The 19,028-nt window shown below is 42.3% G+C and carries 15 protein-coding genes and 1 pseudogene; 7 read left to right on the top strand and 9 right to left on the bottom strand.

Annotated features, from left to right (window positions below; all coding sequences use genetic code 11):
- Positions 1-297: 297 nt before the first annotated feature.
- Positions 298-972 carry a YggS family pyridoxal phosphate-dependent enzyme gene (locus NG22_RS01730; RefSeq protein ID WP_053404114.1) on the top strand — a complete coding sequence of 225 codons (675 nt, stop codon included), beginning with the start codon at positions 298-300 and terminating at the stop codon, positions 970-972.
- A 148-nt stretch (positions 973-1,120) separates the two neighbouring features.
- Here NG22_RS01730 and NG22_RS01725 read toward each other — a convergent pair whose 3' ends face one another.
- From NG22_RS01725 to NG22_RS01715, 3 genes are all read right to left on the bottom strand, one after another.
- The gene (locus NG22_RS01725) at positions 1,121-1,678 is read right to left on the bottom strand and encodes a GNAT family N-acetyltransferase (protein WP_053404113.1); all 558 of its coding nucleotides are present in this window, start codon (positions 1,676-1,678) and stop codon (positions 1,121-1,123) included.
- Positions 1,679-1,707: 29 nt separating this feature from the next.
- Complete coding sequence (locus tag NG22_RS01720) at positions 1,708-2,292, bottom strand: outer membrane beta-barrel protein (protein ID WP_157600810.1); 585 nt, start codon at positions 2,290-2,292, stop codon at positions 1,708-1,710.
- Positions 2,293-2,438: 146 nt separating this feature from the next.
- Positions 2,439-3,515 (bottom strand): DUF1573 domain-containing protein, encoded by a 1,077-nt coding sequence (locus NG22_RS01715; protein ID WP_053404111.1) that lies wholly within the window; start codon positions 3,513-3,515, stop codon positions 2,439-2,441.
- 310 nt (positions 3,516-3,825) lie between these two features.
- Between NG22_RS01715 and trpS the strand changes: the two genes are divergently transcribed.
- Together trpS and NG22_RS01705 are read left to right on the top strand one after the other, a co-directional pair.
- Positions 3,826-4,824: a tryptophan--tRNA ligase gene (gene trpS / locus NG22_RS01710; RefSeq protein WP_053404110.1), complete on the top strand. Its 999-nt coding sequence runs from the start codon at positions 3,826-3,828 to the stop codon at positions 4,822-4,824.
- Positions 4,825-5,004: 180 nt separating this feature from the next.
- On the top strand, positions 5,005-5,394 hold the full coding sequence (locus NG22_RS01705) for a YciI family protein (RefSeq protein WP_053404109.1): 390 nt from the start codon (positions 5,005-5,007) through the stop codon (positions 5,392-5,394).
- A 79-nt stretch (positions 5,395-5,473) separates the two neighbouring features.
- Here the strand turns inward: NG22_RS01705 and NG22_RS18255 are convergent.
- Positions 5,474-7,110, bottom strand: a pseudogene (locus tag NG22_RS18255) (AMP-binding protein).
- A gap of 235 nt (positions 7,111-7,345) precedes the next feature.
- On the opposite strand from NG22_RS18255, the gene NG22_RS01690 reads away from it, so the two are divergent.
- Complete coding sequence (locus NG22_RS01690) at positions 7,346-8,068, top strand: hydroxymethylglutaryl-CoA lyase (protein WP_367379214.1); 723 nt, start codon at positions 7,346-7,348, stop codon at positions 8,066-8,068.
- A 525-nt stretch (positions 8,069-8,593) separates the two neighbouring features.
- Here NG22_RS01690 and NG22_RS01685 read toward each other — a convergent pair.
- The 5 genes from NG22_RS01685 to NG22_RS01660 all read right to left on the bottom strand — a co-directional run bounded on the left by NG22_RS01685 (position 8,594) and on the right by NG22_RS01660 (position 15,314).
- On the bottom strand, positions 8,594-9,619 hold the full coding sequence (locus tag NG22_RS01685; RefSeq protein ID WP_053404106.1) for an IS110 family transposase: 1,026 nt from the start codon (positions 9,617-9,619) through the stop codon (positions 8,594-8,596).
- 435 nt (positions 9,620-10,054) lie between these two features.
- Positions 10,055-11,080, bottom strand: a complete 1,026-nt coding sequence (locus NG22_RS01680) for an IS110 family transposase (RefSeq protein ID WP_053404105.1) — start codon at positions 11,078-11,080, stop codon at positions 10,055-10,057.
- A 786-nt stretch (positions 11,081-11,866) separates the two neighbouring features.
- Positions 11,867-12,622, bottom strand: coding sequence for a succinate dehydrogenase/fumarate reductase iron-sulfur subunit (locus tag NG22_RS01670; RefSeq protein WP_053406859.1), 756 nt, complete (start codon positions 12,620-12,622; stop codon positions 11,867-11,869).
- Between the two features lie 45 nt (positions 12,623-12,667).
- Entirely contained in the window at positions 12,668-14,602 is a 1,935-nt protein-coding gene (locus tag NG22_RS01665) for a fumarate reductase/succinate dehydrogenase flavoprotein subunit (protein WP_053404103.1), read from the bottom strand.
- Between the two features lie 22 nt (positions 14,603-14,624).
- Positions 14,625-15,314 (bottom strand): succinate dehydrogenase cytochrome b subunit, encoded by a 690-nt coding sequence (locus tag NG22_RS01660; protein WP_053404102.1) that lies wholly within the window; start codon positions 15,312-15,314, stop codon positions 14,625-14,627.
- A 375-nt stretch (positions 15,315-15,689) separates the two neighbouring features.
- On the opposite strand from NG22_RS01660, the gene NG22_RS17525 reads away from it, so the two are divergent.
- Genes NG22_RS17525 through NG22_RS01645 form a run of 3 tightly spaced genes read left to right on the top strand, consistent with a single transcriptional unit; the run spans position 15,690 to position 18,966 of the window.
- Positions 15,690-16,514 (top strand): hypothetical protein, encoded by an 825-nt coding sequence (locus tag NG22_RS17525; RefSeq protein WP_053404101.1) that lies wholly within the window; start codon positions 15,690-15,692, stop codon positions 16,512-16,514.
- Complete coding sequence (locus tag NG22_RS01650) at positions 16,445-18,580, top strand: gliding motility-associated C-terminal domain-containing protein (RefSeq protein WP_157600809.1); 2,136 nt, start codon at positions 16,445-16,447, stop codon at positions 18,578-18,580. The genes NG22_RS17525 and NG22_RS01650 overlap by 70 nt, the downstream gene beginning before the upstream one ends.
- A complete protein-coding gene (locus NG22_RS01645; protein ID WP_053404099.1) occupies positions 18,559-18,966 on the top strand; it encodes a thiol-disulfide oxidoreductase DCC family protein in 408 nt (135 codons plus the stop codon). The genes NG22_RS01650 and NG22_RS01645 overlap by 22 nt, the downstream gene beginning before the upstream one ends.
- The last annotated feature ends 62 nt before the right edge of the window (positions 18,967-19,028 follow it).

Genomic DNA, 19,028 nt, shown 5'->3' with positions numbered 1-19,028 from the left:
ATCATTCAAACAGGCTTTCTCCAGGCAATAAAGCGCCAAACCAGACACCTCATCCTTCCCTCTTACCACCATATCATTACGGCACGCCAAAAAAAAATTTACTACCAGAATTAGGCTAAAATACTAACCTCCTTCTAATTCATTAAAAAAAACAAAAAGAGCGCTATTTCTTCATCCGCCTTTCTTACCGCTAATTACCGATCTTAGTAGCAATAAACCGACACGACCGCCTCCCTTCACCTTTTTCATTTTCCAGCTTTTCAATTAATTTGCAGACCGAATTCAAAAAGCAAAAACATGTCAATTGCAGATAACCTGAATGCTTTCAATCAGCAACTAGCCGGCACTTCCGCCAAATTAATTGCTGTAAGTAAAACCAAACCACTAGAAGATATCCAAACCGCCTATGCCGCCGGACAGCGGGCATTTGGTGAAAACAAAGTGCAGGAAATGGCCGAAAAAGCAGCCAAATTGCCCGAAGATATTCAGTGGCACCAAATCGGTCATTTACAAACGAATAAGGTAAAATATATTGCCCCTTTCGTTCATTTGATTCATTCGGTGGACAGCATCAAGCTGATGAAGGAAATTAACAAGCAGGCTGCGAAAAACGAACGTGTTATTGACTGCCTATTACAAATTCATATTGCGGAGGAAGAATCCAAATTTGGCCTTTCTTTCGAAGAAGCGGCTGATATTATGGGGCAAATTGCAGGAGCATACCCGAATTTAAGGATTGTGGGATTAATGGGCATGGCGACCAATACGGAAGATGAGGCGCAGGTCAGAAAGGAGTTTGCCGGCCTTAAAAAATTCTTCGACATTCATAAAACAAAGGAACTATGTAAGAATGTAGACCTTAAAGAAATCTCCATGGGCATGAGCGGGGATTACCAAATTGCGGTAGAAGAAGGCAGCAGCATGGTAAGGGTAGGCTCCGCCATTTTTGGAGCAAGAAATTATGCAGTTTAAAAGTAATATCTAAAAAAAAGCCTGCAAAAGCCTGGGTAGGATGAAATCCCTTTTCCCGGTATTTTGCAGGCTTTTTAGCTTCCCAGTCCAATTTCTAAAAGAAAGTCTCTCATTTTAGCTTTTACCATTTCCTGGAAAAAACAGGTACTCAGATGGTCGACAGCTTTTCCAAATCTTCTTTTTTCAACTCATACTGATTTACACTTTGCTCAAAACTAAAAGAGCCCGGAATGGTAAAATAATTTTTTTTGAACTTAAAACCAATCTTCTTCAAAGTGGCATTGGGCGCTTTGTTTTCTGCATAGGGCTCACACCACAGTCGTTTTAATTGAAGCCGCTCAAAGAAAACCGGTATGGATTCCAACACCATTTGAGCACCAACACCCATTTTTCGATGAGATTCGTGCCAAATATGTAAATGCATATGCGCCTCTTCTCCAAAAGTGATCTGATTTACGTTACAATGCCCAATCGGCTCCCCCTTAAGGGTTGCGATCATGGCCAGAGACTCCTTTTCCTGATCCTCTGTATCCAGCTGCCGGTATAAAAAAGCTTCCATCTCTTCCCTGCTGGGCAAACAGTTTAAATCCACCCCCATTCCAAGCAGATGATCTGCACTTGAGGTAAACCAATAGTCTGAAATCAAAGCAATGTCTGACTCCAGTAAGTCCCGAATTTCGAGTAGGTTGTTTGTTCCCATGTCCATCAATTAAAAAAATTTATGGGAACAATTTATTAAAAACGGTAAGCCGCACCTATTCTAAAGCCGGAATTAATCAATAATTGACGACCTGTTCCATTCCCGGTCAACATCAGTCCATGAACATTTACAAAGGGCTGTAAAGATAGGAGTAATTTTTCCAGGGGTAATTGCAGCCCTAAAGCCAAGCCGGCCCCAACCCCGGACATGGATTTCCAAAAAGGAGTGTTCAGGTCTTTATCAAATAGTAAACCCGCCTCATAAAAGAAAAATGGGCTTACCTCGTGGTGAAACATCAATGGAATGGAAAGAAACTCCTGGTGAAAGGCATTCGGAGTCATATCACGGTCCGGCATAAATTCCGGAGCAGATTCTCCGATGCTTCGGTGGTACATTAATCCAGACTTTAAAGCAATTTCAGGGCTGAGGTAATAGGAATAATTTAACTGCAGGCCAAAACCATCCTTACCATTTGTGCTACCTCCTCCATCCATGCTGGATGATTTAATGTATGCGGCATTATGGTATCCAATCTCTAATCCAACTTGGTGCCTTTCCTGAGCATAAATATCGTTTAGCCCTGCCAAAATCAGGACAATAAAAAGTGCTAATCGTTTCATTTTTTTAAGTAGGTTACCCCCCAATGTAAAAATAAAAACAAAATACACTGTTAGAAAAAGATTAATCATTAACCATAAAACACAAAAAAGCAGCAAGTTTACGCTTGCTGCTTTCCGTATCTTCAAGAAATGAGAAAGGCGATTAATTAGCCATTCACTTTCCCCTTCAAAGTCACGACCTGAGTTGGGTTTGCTGGATCATTAGAGAAGATGGTAACCGTCTTATACTGATTTCCTTTTCTGCCTTTGGAGTTGAATACCACCTTGATGACTGATTGCTCACCAGGCGCTAAAGTCATTTTTGGCAATTCCGGTACCGTACAACCACAGTTTGCTTTGGTTTTACGGATATTCAAAGGTTGCTTGCCATTGTTGCGAATCACGAAATCATGTTCTACTTTTTGGCCTTCATTGACAGTGCCAAAATCATAAGTCGCACCGCTGATGTTCAGTTTAGGCGCCTGCGCCAGCTCAGAGCTGGTCATTGGAGGGAAATACTCTTCCACCGTAGCGACTACTCTCAAAGATTTCTTGGCATCAGCCCCTGCCTCATCAGTGGTAATGGTTACCTGATCGCTTAAGAACCCAAGATCATCTTTAGCTGCAGGATCATAGGTGATAGAAATCTTCCCTTTTTCCTGTGGCGCTAAAATATTCTTAGAAAAAGAAACCTCAATATGGTCAGGAGAGGTCGCTCCTTTCAGGGTCAAAGTTTTTTCGGAATCATTCATCATATCGAATGTCTTGGTGACCTCCTTCTGATTGGTTAATTTACCCATATTGAAGGAACGGTACTTTATACGAAGCGCTCCCAGCTGCGTAGGCAAATCATCCTTCGGCGTACGTGGCCTTGGCTCCACTTTCCCTTTGATGTACAAATACTGCACATTAGGATCTGCATTAGAAGTGATGGTCAATGATTTGTGGAAAGATCCGGGTCGACCTTTCGGGTTATAGGAAGCCTTAATAAATCCTTCCTTGCCTGGTAATATCGGCTCTTTTGACCAGGCCGGGGTGGTACAGCCACAAGATGCCCTTACATTGGAAATTTGTAATGGAATTTGGCCTTCATTCTTGAATTTAAATTCATAGGTTACCGGGCCATCCGCTTCTTTAATCTCTCCGAAGTCATGTGTTTGCTCTACAAAGGTGATTTTTGCCTGCTGTCCCATGGTCGCAAAAGAAATGACCATTGCCAACAACATTAATGGGAATCGTTTCATATTCAATCATTTTTAGTCTGAAATTCCAGACCACGTCTTTTAATGTTGGGGTTTTAACGCGAATTACTCTCCGCTGGATTTCAAAAATGAAGCGGTGAATAATTCGGCTTAATAAACCATCCCCAAATATATTCCAATTTTTTTATTTACGAGTGAATCGCCCGAACTGATTCTATTCTTTAACATTCAGATAACTATAATCCCCTCCTGCGGGTCAGCCGGAAATTCGTATATTTTTGTAACTTGCAGGCTATGGCAGCGAATGCTGTATGGAAGAGCAATTTTTTACATTAGATAAATCAATAAATCCATGGCTAGGATTTTAACAGGAATTCAATCCTCCGGAGGAACCCCTGAAAACCCAGGGCGTCCGCATTTAGGCAACATTTTGGGTGCCATTCAGCCTGCTATTGAATTAGCGCAGGAGGAGAAAAATGAAGCATTGTACTTCATTGCGGATTTACACTCGCTAACAACGATTAAGGATGCGAAGCAGCGTCTGCAAAATGTATATAATGTAGCCGCCACCTGGCTGGCTTTTGGCTTGGATGTAGAAAAAAACATCTTTTACCGCCAGTCGCATATCCCAACCACCACGGAATTGACCTGGTACCTGAGTTGCTACACACCATTCCCTATGCTTCAGAATGCCCACTCCTTCAAGGATAAGGCAGATAAGCTTTCTGACGTGAATGCCGGTTTATTTACCTATCCGGTATTGATGGCGGCTGATATTTTGCTTTATGATGCAGAAATAGTACCGGTAGGGAAAGACCAGAAACAGCACCTGGAGATGACCCGCGATATGGCGAGCAGCATGAACCACCGCTATGGAGAAGATCTGTTTGTTGTACCGGAGGCGAGCATCAGTGATAAAGTGATGATTATCCCCGGAACGGATGGCCAGAAGATGTCCAAATCCTATAACAATGTGATTGATATCTTCCTTCCAAAAAATCAGCTAAAAAAGCAGGTGATGAGCATTGTGACCGATTCCACTCCTTTAGAGGAGCCTAAGAATCCAGACACTTGTAATGTTTTTGCCATCTATAAACTTTTGGCTTCTGAAGAGCAAATTGCAGAGATGCGTCAAAACTATGAAGCTGGCGGTTACGGCTTTGGTCATGCCAAAAAAGCTTTGCTAGAACTGATCCTGGAGAAGTATGAGGCTCCTCGGGAACGTTTCAATTATTATATGGAAAACCTGGACGAGCTGGAAGAGATCCTACAAAAAGGGGAAGAAAAAGCAAGGGCTTTGGCCAATAAAAAAATCGACGAGGTTCGAAAGGCATTAGGTTTCGGGAAATAATCACGAAATTTATAAAAGCAAGAAAGCGGGGAAAGTTCAATGAGCTTTCCCCCTTTTTTATGGCTTTTTTTCAATCAGGGATAAACCTTTAAGGGGATCTCCGTTTATATTTCAAAGATTTCTTTAAATTTAATCAACGAAATCAATCAGGACCAAACAGGATTTAGTAAATTTCGGCCGATGAAAGATTACATGATTCTTATATTCCCAGAAGGAAGCCCAGAGAAGCACCAACCAGAGCAAGGGGGCAATGATAACATTCCGGATATCGGTCGATACCTGGAAAAATTATCCCTACAGGGACATTTAAAAGAAGCGCAGCCTTTTGATCCGGGCGCGGTCACCATTCGGGGTAGTCAGGGAGATTTTGAAGTAACTTCTATTCCACCGAATGAGGTGGATTCGGCAGGTTATTACATTATCACGGCAGAAAATATGCAGGAAGCGGTCAATATCGCCAAAAATGACCCTCGTTTTAACCAAGGGCAATGGCGGATGGAAATTCGTTCGGTGATGCAAATTGAAGGCATTGATGACGAAGCGGCCATTATTGACAATTCTTTAGAATAAAAAAAATCAACATAACAGGAAATAAAAAAAGACGACTCTCGCGAATCGTCTTTTTTTATTTATCAAAATCCCTCTTGTTTTACTGCCCGTAATTCGGCACATAAAGTGGACGCTTAATTTTCTTGGTAGGCGTCATAATAAAAGGCTCAGACTGCAACCTGATCTTCTTCACACGAGCGGAGGCGGCCAACTTCTTATTGGTTTCCTTCATCACATTGCTCAGGATTCCATCCACATGCTTTTGCATGGCTTCATTGGACAGGTGGTGCCCGTTCAACTCATTTTCGATATAGGATAAATCCGGATAAACTCTGGCGGTAACCAAATTATTTTCCGCATAAACCAAAGCCTCTTCCACATATAAAGATTCCTTCAATTTATCCTCCACCACTTCCGGATAGATATTTTCTCCTGAAGGGCCAATGATCACATTCTTCGTTCTTCCGCGGATATACAAATAACCTTCCTCATCCATATAACCTCGGTCTCCGGTGATCAACCAACCATCTTCCGTGAATACTTCCTCTGTAGCTTTATCATTTTTCAAATACCCCTGCATCACATTTGGACCCTTTACCAGGATATCTCCAACGCCCTTATCATTTTGCTCTACGATCTTCACCGTACAGCCTTGGGTAATTTTCCCGACAGAGCCCATTTTAGCATCCTCCGGCGGACAACAAGCCACTACCGGCGCCGCTTCTGAAAGACCATAACCCGGAGCAAATGGAATCTTAGCATCTTTCAGGAATTGCTCTACCTCCCGGTTCAGGCTGGCACCACCGATGATCGCCCCTTTCAATCGACCACCGAACATTTTCATGATCTTGGTCCCGATCAGGCGATACACCAAACGACGCCCCACCGCACTTTTTACCAACTTTGAGAATATCTTACTCTTATTGATTTTTGGCAAAACCTGCTTATGGAAGATCTTCTCAAAGATCAATGGTACGGCACACAAAACGGTTGGCCTCACTTCTTCCATAGCAGCCAACAACAATTTTGGTGTAGGCTTTCTTCTCAGGAAGTGAATTTCTGAGCCATGGTAAATACCACCAAGAAACATCGCAGTCCCCCAAAAGCATGTGCCAATGGCAAAATACCCAACACCACAGAGGTGGAGTCCATAATCCCAATCTGAGAAGAACTCAAAATGGCATTGGAAACTATATTTTTGTGGGAAAGCATTACTCCTTTGGAGTGCCCGGTAGTCCCGGAAGTATATAAAATTTCTGCCAGATCATCTTCCTGCACTTCCACCTTCTCCTGCTCACGCTTTTCGATTGGCTTAAGTGGCTCCGACAATACCCCAAAACTATCTAAGCTAAAAACCTTCAGTTTAGGCAAACGAGAAAGTGAAGTGGATTCATGAATATTCTCCGCAATAAAAATCGCTTTGGATTCAGAGTGCTTAATGATATGATCGATATCGTTTGGCGTTACTTCGTCCATTACCGGTACTGCCACCGCTCCCATGGTCGTAATCGCCAAAAAGGCTACGCACCAATTCGGGGAGGGTGCCCCCAATATCATGACACGATCACCATATACTATATTTGATTCCTCGAGCTGTAAACGCACATTCACTACTTTTCTGCCAAATTCGGCATAAGTAATCGGGCTTTGTCCCACATAAGCCAATGACTGCTTAGCATGGTACTGTTCCACGACGTGCGCAAAAAATTGATCAAGGGTTTGTTTTTTCAATCCCATTATTCCGTCTCTCATTATTATACAGGTCGGCAAAAATAGAAATTCATAAGGATATTTTTCGGAATCCGACTGAAAAATTACCATTGCGCTACCATAATTTTCACCGGCTCAAAACGGAAACCTCAGGAAGTCAAATCTTTGATATCTATTTCTTGCTCAGCTATTCACAAAACACTAAATTCTATTAAAACGTTTCAATCTGAATTTTTCCTTATTTCATACTATCGGACTCCTTATGATAAAAATAATTGATTGCCCCAGAGATGCCATGCAGGGATTGGAAGAATTTATTCCTACTGCCCTAAAAATAGAATACCTGAATCAATTATTGAAAGTCGGCTTTTCAGCCCTGGATTTTGGAAGCTTCGTTAGTCCAAAAGCCATCCCGCAAATGCGGGATACGGCCGAAGTTTTAGCACAGTTAGACAAAACCGAGCAGGAACTTATCGCCATAGTCGCCAATTCCCGAGGCGCAGAAGATGCCTTAACCTTTAAGGAGATCAGCCACTTAGGCTTTCCTTTATCCATTTCCGAAACCTTCCAGCAACGCAACACCCGAAAATCCATAGAGGAAGCCTGGGCAGCGCTGCAAAACATTCAAAACCGCTGCATTGGTAAGCGCCGCCAACTAATTGTATACCTCTCCATGGCCTTTGGAAATCCCTACGAAGAAGCCTTTCATCCCGAAATGCTCTTGCCATTTTTAGCAAAACTGCAAGAGATGGAAGTCCACACTGTTATGATTTCCGACACTATTGGCAATGCAGAGGTGAAAGCAATCCAAAACACCTTCCACTTGTGCCATCAGGCATTTCCTCAAATGGAAATTGGCATGCATTTACATTCCACCCCCTACAATTCAAAAAGCAAAATAGAAGCCGCTCTGGAGGCTGGTGTCACCAGATTGGATGGGGCGCTGGGGGATATGGCGGGTGCCCGATGGCCAAAGAAGAGTTAACGGGAAATATCGATAGCAAACTAATACTGGACACCTTAAAAGAGAAAAACATCAATTTCCCCATTAATGAAGAAGCCCTTCTGGGGGCTCAAAAAATCGGTCAAAAGATTTTTCATTAAAGAGGTAAGTGAGCTTGAATTGATATAAAGGGTGTATTGAGTCACTGATTAGCCGAATTGGTTCTGATTGCAGAGGTGGTGTTTTTTTTTTGCCACGAATTAAGCAAATTTTCACAAATGGATTTTTCGTTAGTGAAACCACCAATTGAAGTGTTTTTTAACCACGAATGGCACTAATTTACACGAATTATTTTGAGGATGGATTGGCGAATGCACTTTGACGTGGAGACTTGCCATTACAAGGACTGGTCTTGCTTAATTTTTTATTGTACTTGCTTTGGATGAGAAGTTGGATAGGAGATTTTTTTGCCACGAATTCTCTCATGGTAAAGTCAAGCTTTTTCGTTTATTTTAGTACAATTTTACTCTATTTTTTTCGAAAGACTCATTTCTCCAAATCATTCAATTATGCCACCTCAGCATTCCTCCAATTAGGTTCATATTCCTTACTGTATGGCCGGTCATCCCGAATGACCGCGTACATTTTCCTCACTAGTTTATCAGTTAGAGCGATCATCACAGAATAATGTTCTTTACCTTCTGAAATCTTTCTTTTATAGTACCTGTATTCCTCTGAGTCCTTTACATTAAGCAGGCTTAGAGCGCCCATAAAAAGCAGCGATTTCATCTTCCTGTTGGCTTTGTAGGAAACTTTATTTTTAGACCTTACGCTCGTTCCGGAAGTGTATCTAAAGGGCGCTATTCCGCTATGACAAGCAAATTTTTTTGCGGTTGTAATTTTGGTAAACCCCAAAGTCTCAATAATTACATTCAGTGCTATCTGCAAACCAATGCCTTTTATAGAGGTCAAAAGCTTCAAATACCTCTTTAGCTTTGGATCTTCATGTATTACCTCCTTTATTTCTTGGTCTAGTTGTTTGATTTGGCTATCCAGCAACTTGATCCTTGCCTTGTTTCTTTTCGCTCTTCCCTTATAAATATCGGGGGAAATAAAATCTTTATGATCCGACTGCTGGGCTTGAAATTTCGCTCTGTCTTTTACCAGTAATCGACGCTCTGAACGTAAATAACGAAGATATTCAATTGACTTTTCCCCTAATTCAATGGGGGAATACTTATCTCTAAAACGACGTCCGTATTCCGCTATTCGATATGCATCCACCTTGTCATTTTTCCCTCTTTGCAGCCCCTGGCTATGCTTAATTTCATAACCAGATTGTAGCCAAAGGCTCAAGCCTAATTCCGAGCATACCCGAATCAATGGATAGGTGTAAATTCCGGTATGTTCCGCAATAATGAGCGTGTTTTCACCCGACAACTGATAAAGCTTACACAACTCAAACAAACCGGTAGTGATGGCATCATCAGTATTATCAATAGGCTCAAATTCAATCGACTGATCCAGTGAAATAAGATGGAGTTCCAGACTTCCCTTACTTACATCAATACCTAAATAATGGTTAAAATCCATAACAATACAATTTTAGAAACCATGACTCAAATACCACCTAAAAACCTTATCAAATCTGATCTCTCATGCAGGTCCTGTCTGAGTCAAAGGGTTAGTTGTTAGAATTCGTATAGGTCTTACCTGGACGCAAAATGAAGTTCACTAACCCTTATGGTTTCAGGTTCTAGAATTGAAACCAATATCATTAAAGTTATATTTAACTCAAAATCAATCTCTAACATCTGATTGTAAATTACTTGGATTAATCCTACCCGTTTCTGCATTGCAAACCTAAGGTGACGCAAATTTTCACGAATGGATTTTTCGTAAGTGAAACCACCAATTGAAGTGTTTTTTAACCACGAATTCTCTCATGGTAAAGTCAAGCTTTTTCGTTTATTTTAGTACAATTTTACTCTATTTTTTTCGAAAGACTCATTTCTCCAAATCATTCAATTATGCCACCTCAGCATTCCTCCAATTAGGTTCATATTCCTTACTGTATGGCCGGTCATCCCGAATGACCGCGTACATTTTCCTCACTAGTTTATCAGTTAGAGCGATCATCACAGAATAATGTTCTTTACCTTCTGAAATCTTTCTTTTATAGTACCTGTATTCCTCTGAGTCCTTTACATTAAGCAGGCTTAGAGCGCCCATAAAAAGCAGCGATTTCATCTTCCTGTTGGCTTTGTAGGAAACTTTATTTTTAGACCTTACGCTCGTTCCGGAAGTGTATCTAAAGGGCGCTATTCCGCTATGACAAGCAAATTTTTTTGCGGTTGTAATTTTGGTAAACCCCAAAGTCTCAATAATTACATTCAGTGCTATCTGCAAACCAATGCCTTTTATAGAGGTCAAAAGCTTCAAATACCTCTTTAGCTTTGGATCTTCATGTATTACCTCCTTTATTTCTTGGTCTAGTTGTTTGATTTGGCTATCCAGCAACTTGATCCTTGCCTTGTTTCTTTTCGCTCTTCCTTTATAAATCTCGGGAGAAATAAAATCTTTATGATCCGACTGCTGGGCTTGAAATTTCGCTCTGTCTTTTACCAGTAATCGACGCTCTGAACGCAAATAACGAAGATATTCAATTGACTTTTCCCCTAATTCAATGGGGGAATACTTATCTCTAAAACGACGTCCGTATTCCGCTATTCGATATGCATCCACCTTGTCATTTTTCCCTCTTTGCAGCCCCTGGCTATGCTTAATTTCATAACCAGATTGTAGCCAAAGGCTCAAGCCTAATTCCGAGCATACCCGAATCAATGGATAGGTGTAAATTCCGGTATGTTCCGCAATAATGAGCGTGTTTTCACCCGACAACTGATAAAGCTTACACAACTCAAACAAACCAGTAGTGATGGCATCATCAGTATTATCAATAGGCTCAAATTCAATCGACTGATCCAGTGAAATAAGATGGAGTTCCAGACTTCCCTTACTTACATCAATACCTAAATAATGGTTAAAATCCATATCAATACAATTTTAGAAACCATGACTCAAATACCACCTAAAAACCTTATCAAATCTGATCTCTCATGCAGGTCCTGTCTGAGTCAAAGGGTTAGTTGTTAGAATTCGTATAGGTCTTACCTGGACGCAAAATGAAGTTCACTAACCCTTATGGTTTCAGGTTCTAGAATTGAAACCAATATCATTAAAGTTATATTTAACTCAAAATCAATCTCTAACATCTGATTGTAAATTACTTGGATTAATCCTACCCGTTTCTGCATTGCAAACCTAAGGTGACGCGAATATTCACAAATGATGTTTAGAATGGGGGTAGCTGCGAAAACTTCCATCACAACAATCGGCCTTGATCAATGGGCGGTCAGGCAAGGGTTCTGCTGGCGTTAAGAAGGCATCACAGCGACATTTCTGCAAGATTTCACCAGTCTCCTGTCCTCTTCAAATGTCGCCTTGATGGATTCCGGCAGCAGGTTCATTGGCCCGCCAACATTGATCACAGCCTTGATTTTTTGTTTCGTTTTTTATCAAGAAAAAATGAAAAAGGAAAGAAGGATATCTCCTTTTATCGGGGACTGGGCAAATTGCGCTGATTATGGATATAGTGTTTTTATTTGCCACGAAATATGGAAATGTTCAAGAATGAATTTTTGAAACTATTCGCTAGGGATCAGTCATCTTTAAATATTTAAATCTCAGCTCATCAACCCTACCTGTCTCAGGAAAATTTAGGCAAAAAAAAGCCGGGAAAATCCCGGCTTTTACGACAACATTATTTTCACAAAATAATTAGTGCTCAGTAGAAAGCGCAGCACCGAAGTAATCGCGATTCATACGCGCGATGTTCTCCAATGATACTCCTTTTGGACATTCTGCTTCACAAGCACCTGTGTTAGTACAAGCACCGAAACCTTCTTCGTCCATTTGATTTACCATCGCCAATACACGACGGCTTTTCTCTGCCTGACCTTGTGGCAACAAGGAGAACTGAGAAACTTTAGCAGAAACGAATAGCATTGCAGAAGCGTTCTTACAAGCTGCTACACATGCTCCACAACCAATACAAGTCGCTGCATCCATTGCTTTGTCTGCTATTTCCTTTGGAATCGGAATAGCGTTCGCATCAGGAATACCACCAGTATTGATTGACACATAACCACCAGCCTGCTGAATACGATCAAAAGCAGTACGGTCAACCACCAAATCCTTGATTACAGGGAAAGCAGCTGCTCTCCAAGGCTCAATAGTGATTACCCCACCGTCCTGGCTATTAAACTCACGCATGTGCAACTGACAAACGGTAATTTCTTCACCTGGTCCATGAGGACGACCATTGATGAACAAAGAACACATCCCGCAGATACCTTCACGACAATCGTGATCGAAGTATACCGGATCTTCGCCCTTGTGCAACAAGTCCTCGTTCATGATATCCAACATCTCCAGGAAAGAAGAATCAGGAGAAACGTTAGTAACAGGATACTCTTTGAATTCGCCTTTAGCGGCAGCGTTTTTTTGTCTCCAAACTTTCAGAGTGAAGTTCAGACCTTTATGATTACTCATGATTATTTCAGTTTAAATGCTCAAGGATTATTTGTAGGAACGTTGAGTCAACTTCACATTCTCGAATACCAACTCTTCTTTGTTAAGCTTAGCTGGCTGATCATCGCCTTGGTATTCCCAACATGAAACAAATGCAAATTCGTCATCTTTACGAAGTGCTTCACCTTCTGGAGTCTGAGACTCTTCACGGAAGTGACCACCACAAGACTCAGTACGGGTCAAGGCATCGTCCACCATCAACTCACCCAACTCTAGGAAGTCAGCGATACGCAATGCTTTCTCCAAAGTCAAGTTCATTTCTTCGTTGATACCGATCAACTTCACACCTGCCCAGTACTCTTTACGAAGCTTCTGAATCATGCCTTTCGCCTTCTTCAAACCTTCTTCGTTACGCGCCATACCGCAATATTCCCACATGATCAAACCAAGCTCTTTGTGGAATTCGTCTGGAGTTTTCTCTCCCTTGGAAGTCAACAAGATATTGATACGGTCACGTACTTCTTTCTCCGCTTCTTCGAAAGCCGGGTGAGAAGTAGGAACTTTATCGTAGGAAGTTTGCGCCAAATAATCACCGATAGTGTAAGGGATTACGAAATAACCATCCGCAAGACCCTGCATCAAAGCAGAAGCTCCCAAACGGTTACCACCGTGATCAGAGAAGTTACACTCACCGATGGCATACAAACCAGGAATGGTTGTCATCAAATTGTAATCTACCCAAAGACCACCCATTGTGTAGTGGATCGCAGGATAAATCATCATTGGTGTTTTGTATGGATTATCATCTGTGATTTTCTCATACATCTGGAACAAGTTACCGTATTTCGCACGGATCACATCCTCGCCATCACGCTCGATAGCCGTTTTGAAATCCAAGAATACCGCCAAACCTGTTTCATTCACACCTTTACCCGCATCACACATGTTCTTAGCGTTACGTGAAGCTACGTCACGAGGTACCAAGTTACCGAATGATGGGTAAATACGCTCCAAATAGTAATCTCTGTCCTCTTCCGCGATTTCAGTAGGCTTAATTTCACCTTTCTGAAGCTTCTGAGCCATTTCTACGGTCTTAGGAACCCATACACGACCATCGTTACGCAAAGACTCAGACATCAAAGTCAATTTAGACTGCTGCGTACCATGTACTGGAATACAAGTTGGGTGAATTTGCGTGAAACAAGGGTTTCCGAATTGAGCCCCTTTCTTGTATGCTCTCCAGGCTGCAGTACCGTTACATCCCATCGCGTTAGTCGACAAGAAGAATACGTTACCGTAACCACCTGTGGCCAATACTACAGAGTGTGCAGAGTGACGCTCGATCGCACCAGTCACCAAGTTACGGGTGATGATACCACGTGCTTTACCGTCCACCAATACAAGATCCAACATCTCATTACGAGTGTAAAGCTTTACTTTACCAGTTTTCACCTGACGAGACAATGCCGAGTAAGCACCCAACAACAACTGCTGACCAGTCTGTCCTTTAGCGTAGAAAGTACGAGATACCTGCGCACCACCAAAAGAACGGTTATCCAACAATCCACCGTACTCACGTGCGAAAGGTACACCTTGCGCTACACACTGATCGATAATAGCGTTAGATACCTCTGCCAAACGGTAAACGTTAGCCTCTCTCGAGCGGTAGTCACCCCCTTTAATGGTGTCGTAGAAAAGACGGAAGATAGAGTCACCGTCATTTTTATAATTTTTTGCTGCGTTGATACCACCCTGTGCTGCAATAGAGTGCGCACGACGAGCAGAATCTTGGTAGCAGAATGCCTTTACATTGTATCCTAGCTCACCAAAGGAAGCTGCGGCAGAAGCACCAGCCAAACCAGTACCTACTACAATAATGTCATATTTACGCTTGTTGGCAGGGTTAACCAACTTCAAATTGAATTTGTGCTGGCTCCACTTTTCAGCCAAAGGTCCCTGAGGAATTTTATTATCTAACATGATATGAACAATATTAGGATCTCAATTAACTAAAGAAAACATACAAAGGCATTACAGCGTAAAGAACCGCCATAACGATAGAGAAGATTGCTCCAAAACCTTTGATGAAGTTATTGTAGGACTTATGGTTTAAACCCAAAGTTTGGAAAGCGGACTGAAAGCCGTGGTTCAGGTGGAATCCTAAACCAATTAATCCCAAAACATAGATACCAACTGCAATTGGGTCTTTGAAAGTTTCGATTACCAATGATGCGATATCTCGGTACTGAACTCCCTCGATCGTTACCATTTTGAAATCATAAGCGATCCAACCCATTTTATACTTCGCCCAGAAATGAACTAAGTGCAAAACAAGGAAAACCAAAATCATAGATCCCAACAACATCATGGAACGAGATGCCCAAGAACTGTTTGCTTTTGCATCCTGAACAGCATATGATACCGGACGCGCTTTTTTGTTACGCAATGTCAATGTGATTGCATAAACTACGTGTGCGATAATTGCTGCGTACATTCCATAAGAAACCGCGTGGATCAAGCCATTAGTAGACATAAATGCTGCATAAACATTAAATGCATCTCCACCATCAGCTTTCAAAATCTGAAGGTTTCCAATAAGGTGTACAATCAGGAAAGTAACCAAGAATAGTCCTGTCAGGGACATGATCACTTTTTGGCCTAACGTGCTGTTAAGCGTTTGTTTTACCCAACTCATCTTTAAAAATTTAAATGAACATTAACCGGAAAATAATTAACTCGCATCAAAGATACATCTGTGACTTTTTCGCAATTATGAGGTGCATCATAATCGAATTATTTTGAATATTTCTAAACAAGGGAGTGTTTGCAGTCTGCTGAAACAGAACTTTTTGATGAACCAGGCAGGTTTATCAAAATTTTTCAAATTTGAGAATGTTTTTTAACCAACTCAGCTGCAAGGGAATCGTAAGTAATATTTGAGACAAAAATATAGTAGTAAGTGAATATTTATAGAAGTCTTAACCCTTTATCGCTTCCAATAATCTATTTTCTTCTCTATTTTTAGGACAATTAGAGGGTCTGATCATCATCACCTAAAAACAGTACTCAATTGAATTTAACCTGCATTAACCTTAGAGTCAGCGCGCTGATTTTCACGCTACTCCTATTTTTTACCCCAAAGCTATCCAAGGCCACTCACATTCGTGCAGGTGAAATCACGGCACGCGTCATAAATTGTGCACAGTTCACTTATGAATTCACGATTACCGGATATACAGACAAAGGATCAGACGTCCAATTTGGGGGCGGAGAAATCAATTTTGGTGATGGTTCAGAAATTTTACAACTCAACCCCAACGACTTTACCAACAAATCAGACTTAAGCCCTGAAGTGGGGCTTACGGAATTTGTGATTCAACATACTTTCCCTGGCCCGGGAGAATATATCATTGGCTTTAAAGAATTCAACAGAAATGCCGATGTGGTGAATATGATCAACTCCGTCAACACGCCTTTTTATGTAGAGACCCAAATCATCATTGATCCCTTCCTGGGATGTAATGAAACCATCCGCATGTTGATTCCTCCTATTGATCGCGGCTGTACCGGAGTAACGTTCTTCCATAACCCGGGGGCTTTCGACCCCGATGGAGATTCTCTTTCTTTCGAGTTAACCGTCAACAAAAAGGATGTCGGTCGTCCGGTAGATGGCTACCGCTTCCCGAACGATCCCGTTTTTAATGGTTCTCCACAAGACAACCCAGGAGCTGCTGCCACCTATGCCATGGACCCCATCACTGGGGATTTAATCTGGGATTCCCCGGGACAAGAAGGAGAATACAATATTGCCTTTAAAGTAATTGAGTGGCGAAAATTGGGCTCGGGGAATTCGTGCCGATGGGCTATGTTACCCGCGACATGCAGATTATTGTAGAGCTGTGTGATAATGAGCCCCCGGAGATTCTGATTCCGGCAGATACCTGTATTGAAGCCAACACCACCCTTGAAGCCGACATTTTAGCCATAGACCCCAATAATGACCCCATCAAACTGGAGGCCTTTGGTGGTATTTTTGAAAATATCTACCCACCAGACTTACAGGCAACATTCACTCCAGCCGGCCCGGGCTTTCAGCCTTCCCCCACGGTGGGCAAATTCGTCTGGACGCCGGATTGTAATTTAGTAAGACGAAATCCTTACCAGGTGCATTTCAAGGCCTCGGATGACCCGACCGGAAGGAATTCCCAGGAAGTCCCACTGGCTTCCTTTAAGACTTATTTCATACAAGTGGTTGCCCCGGCGCCCCTTCTCCAACGAGCCGAATTGGTGGATGACCGAACGGTAGAACTGGAATGGGAAGACTACGCGAACAGCTCCACTTGCGGGACGGTGCGCCCGACCTCTATGCTCATTTACCGGAAAGTGGGCGAAAATCTGTTCGAACCGGACAATTGTGAAACGGGCATCCCTGAGGGCTCGGACTATCAACTCATTGGTAGGCGGGATGATGGACAAACTACTTTTGTGGATGATGACAATTTGCAGTTTGGCTCTGTTTATTGCTATCGGATAGTGATCGTTTTCACCGATAATCAGGGAGGGGAAAGTTATGCCTCAGAAGAAATGTGCATAGAAATAGGCCCATATGAAGGTAAATTCCCTTCACTGATCACCAATGTGGATGTGGTTCCCGAGCTTACCTCTGTGGACAATGGAGAAATCATGATCAAATGGACCTCCCCTTTTGATGCCGATCCGGCCCTATACCAACCTCCCTACCGTTATGAATTATTTACCGTGGAAAATGGTGAAATCAGCAGCGATCCTATTTACGCCGGGACAGATACTACTTTCACCCATACAGGACTGAACACCCTCGAACAAATATATACCTATCAGGTGAGGGCGATTGCAGCTACCAGCCCTCCTGACGAAGAGCTACCGCTCAGTGCGCCTGCCTCCAATATCCGTTTAAGGTTACAATCCGAAGGCGACCGTATGGACCTGAGCTGGAATGGTGATGTACCCTGGAGTATTAACGTTTCCGAACACCCGACACACCTGATTTTTCGCAATCATGTAAACCCGGACGACACCACTGCGGTAGAATTTTATGCTTCCGTGGATGTGACCAAAGAAGGGCTGCGCTTTACAGATCAGGACCCGGATTTCATTCAGGGAAGAGAGTATTGTTATTATGTAGAGACAAAAGGCTCTTATGGTAACCCAAAGGTGGAAAGCCCATTGATCAATAGAACGCAACTGGAGTGCGGCCGTTTAAATGACGGCATTCCTCCCTGTGAACCGCTTACGCTTATTGTGAACAGCGTGGATCAACTGGAACATTGTGAAAAGCTATTTGAAGAGAACAATTGCCAACCCATCACATTTGAGAACTTCTTAAGCTGGGAACCTCAAGTGAGTGGAAATGATTGCCAGAATGACATCCTGGAATATGAGGTTTATTTCTCCGAGCAACAAGAAGGAGATTTCCAATTGGTGGGCACTACCATAACGACCTCCTTCGTTCACCAGGGACTTCCATCCTTAAAAGGCTGCTACTATATAGTAGCCATTGATCGCAGCGGTAACGCCTCACCTCCTTCGGAGATCGTTTGTATGGACAATTGCCCTTTCTTTATTCTTCCGAATATTTTCACCCCTAATGCTGATGGCATCAATGATACTTTCTCCACACTGACCAGAGAAATCATCCTGAAGGGCAATGTAAATATGGAGGAGGCTAACAAGCAATGTCCACGATTCGTTGAAGCCTTAGACATTAAATTTTATTCGCCATCCGGCAATATGGTATATGATTATCAGGCATCCCTGAGTGACCCGAGTACCGATATTAATATCAACTGGACCGGGGAAACAAATGGAGGCACGGAACTAGAATCCGGCACTTATTTCTATGAGGTTGAAGTAGAGTTTGATGTATTGGACCAAAGTATGAAAAAGCAGAAATACAAAGGATGGGTGAGGATCGTAAAATGATCGTGTTGTTTGATGGGGTATGTAACCTCTGCTCCTGGGCCGTGAACTTTATCATTGATCATGACCCGGATAAAAAATTTGTTTTTGCCTCCCTGCAATCTCAGGTGGGGCAAAAACTTTTGAAAGAAGTGCATCACCCGGCACCAGCGGAACTGGATTCCGTCGTTCTGATTCAGGGCAATCAATGGTATGAAAAAAGCGAAGCAGCTGTTCGGGTGGCCAGGCATTTAAAGTTCCCCGTCAACTTGCTCAGCCTGGGCTTTATTCTCCCCAAATTCATCCGGGATTTTATGTATGATTTCATCGCTCAAAACCGATATCGCTGGTTCGGAAAACAAGATAGCTGCCGCCTCCCGAATCCGGAATTACAACAGCGATTCCTTTAAAAGGAGTACTCAGCCATATTATCAAAACTGAAACTTAGTCATTCCTGGAAAGTACTATTTCA

This window comes from Persicobacter sp. CCB-QB2, assembly GCF_001274635.1.
Taxonomy (GTDB): Bacteria; Bacteroidota; Bacteroidia; order Cytophagales; family Cyclobacteriaceae; genus Persicobacter; species Persicobacter diffluens.
Note: the sequence above shows the minus strand (reverse complement) of the source record. Positions and strands in the feature narration are given on the sequence as shown.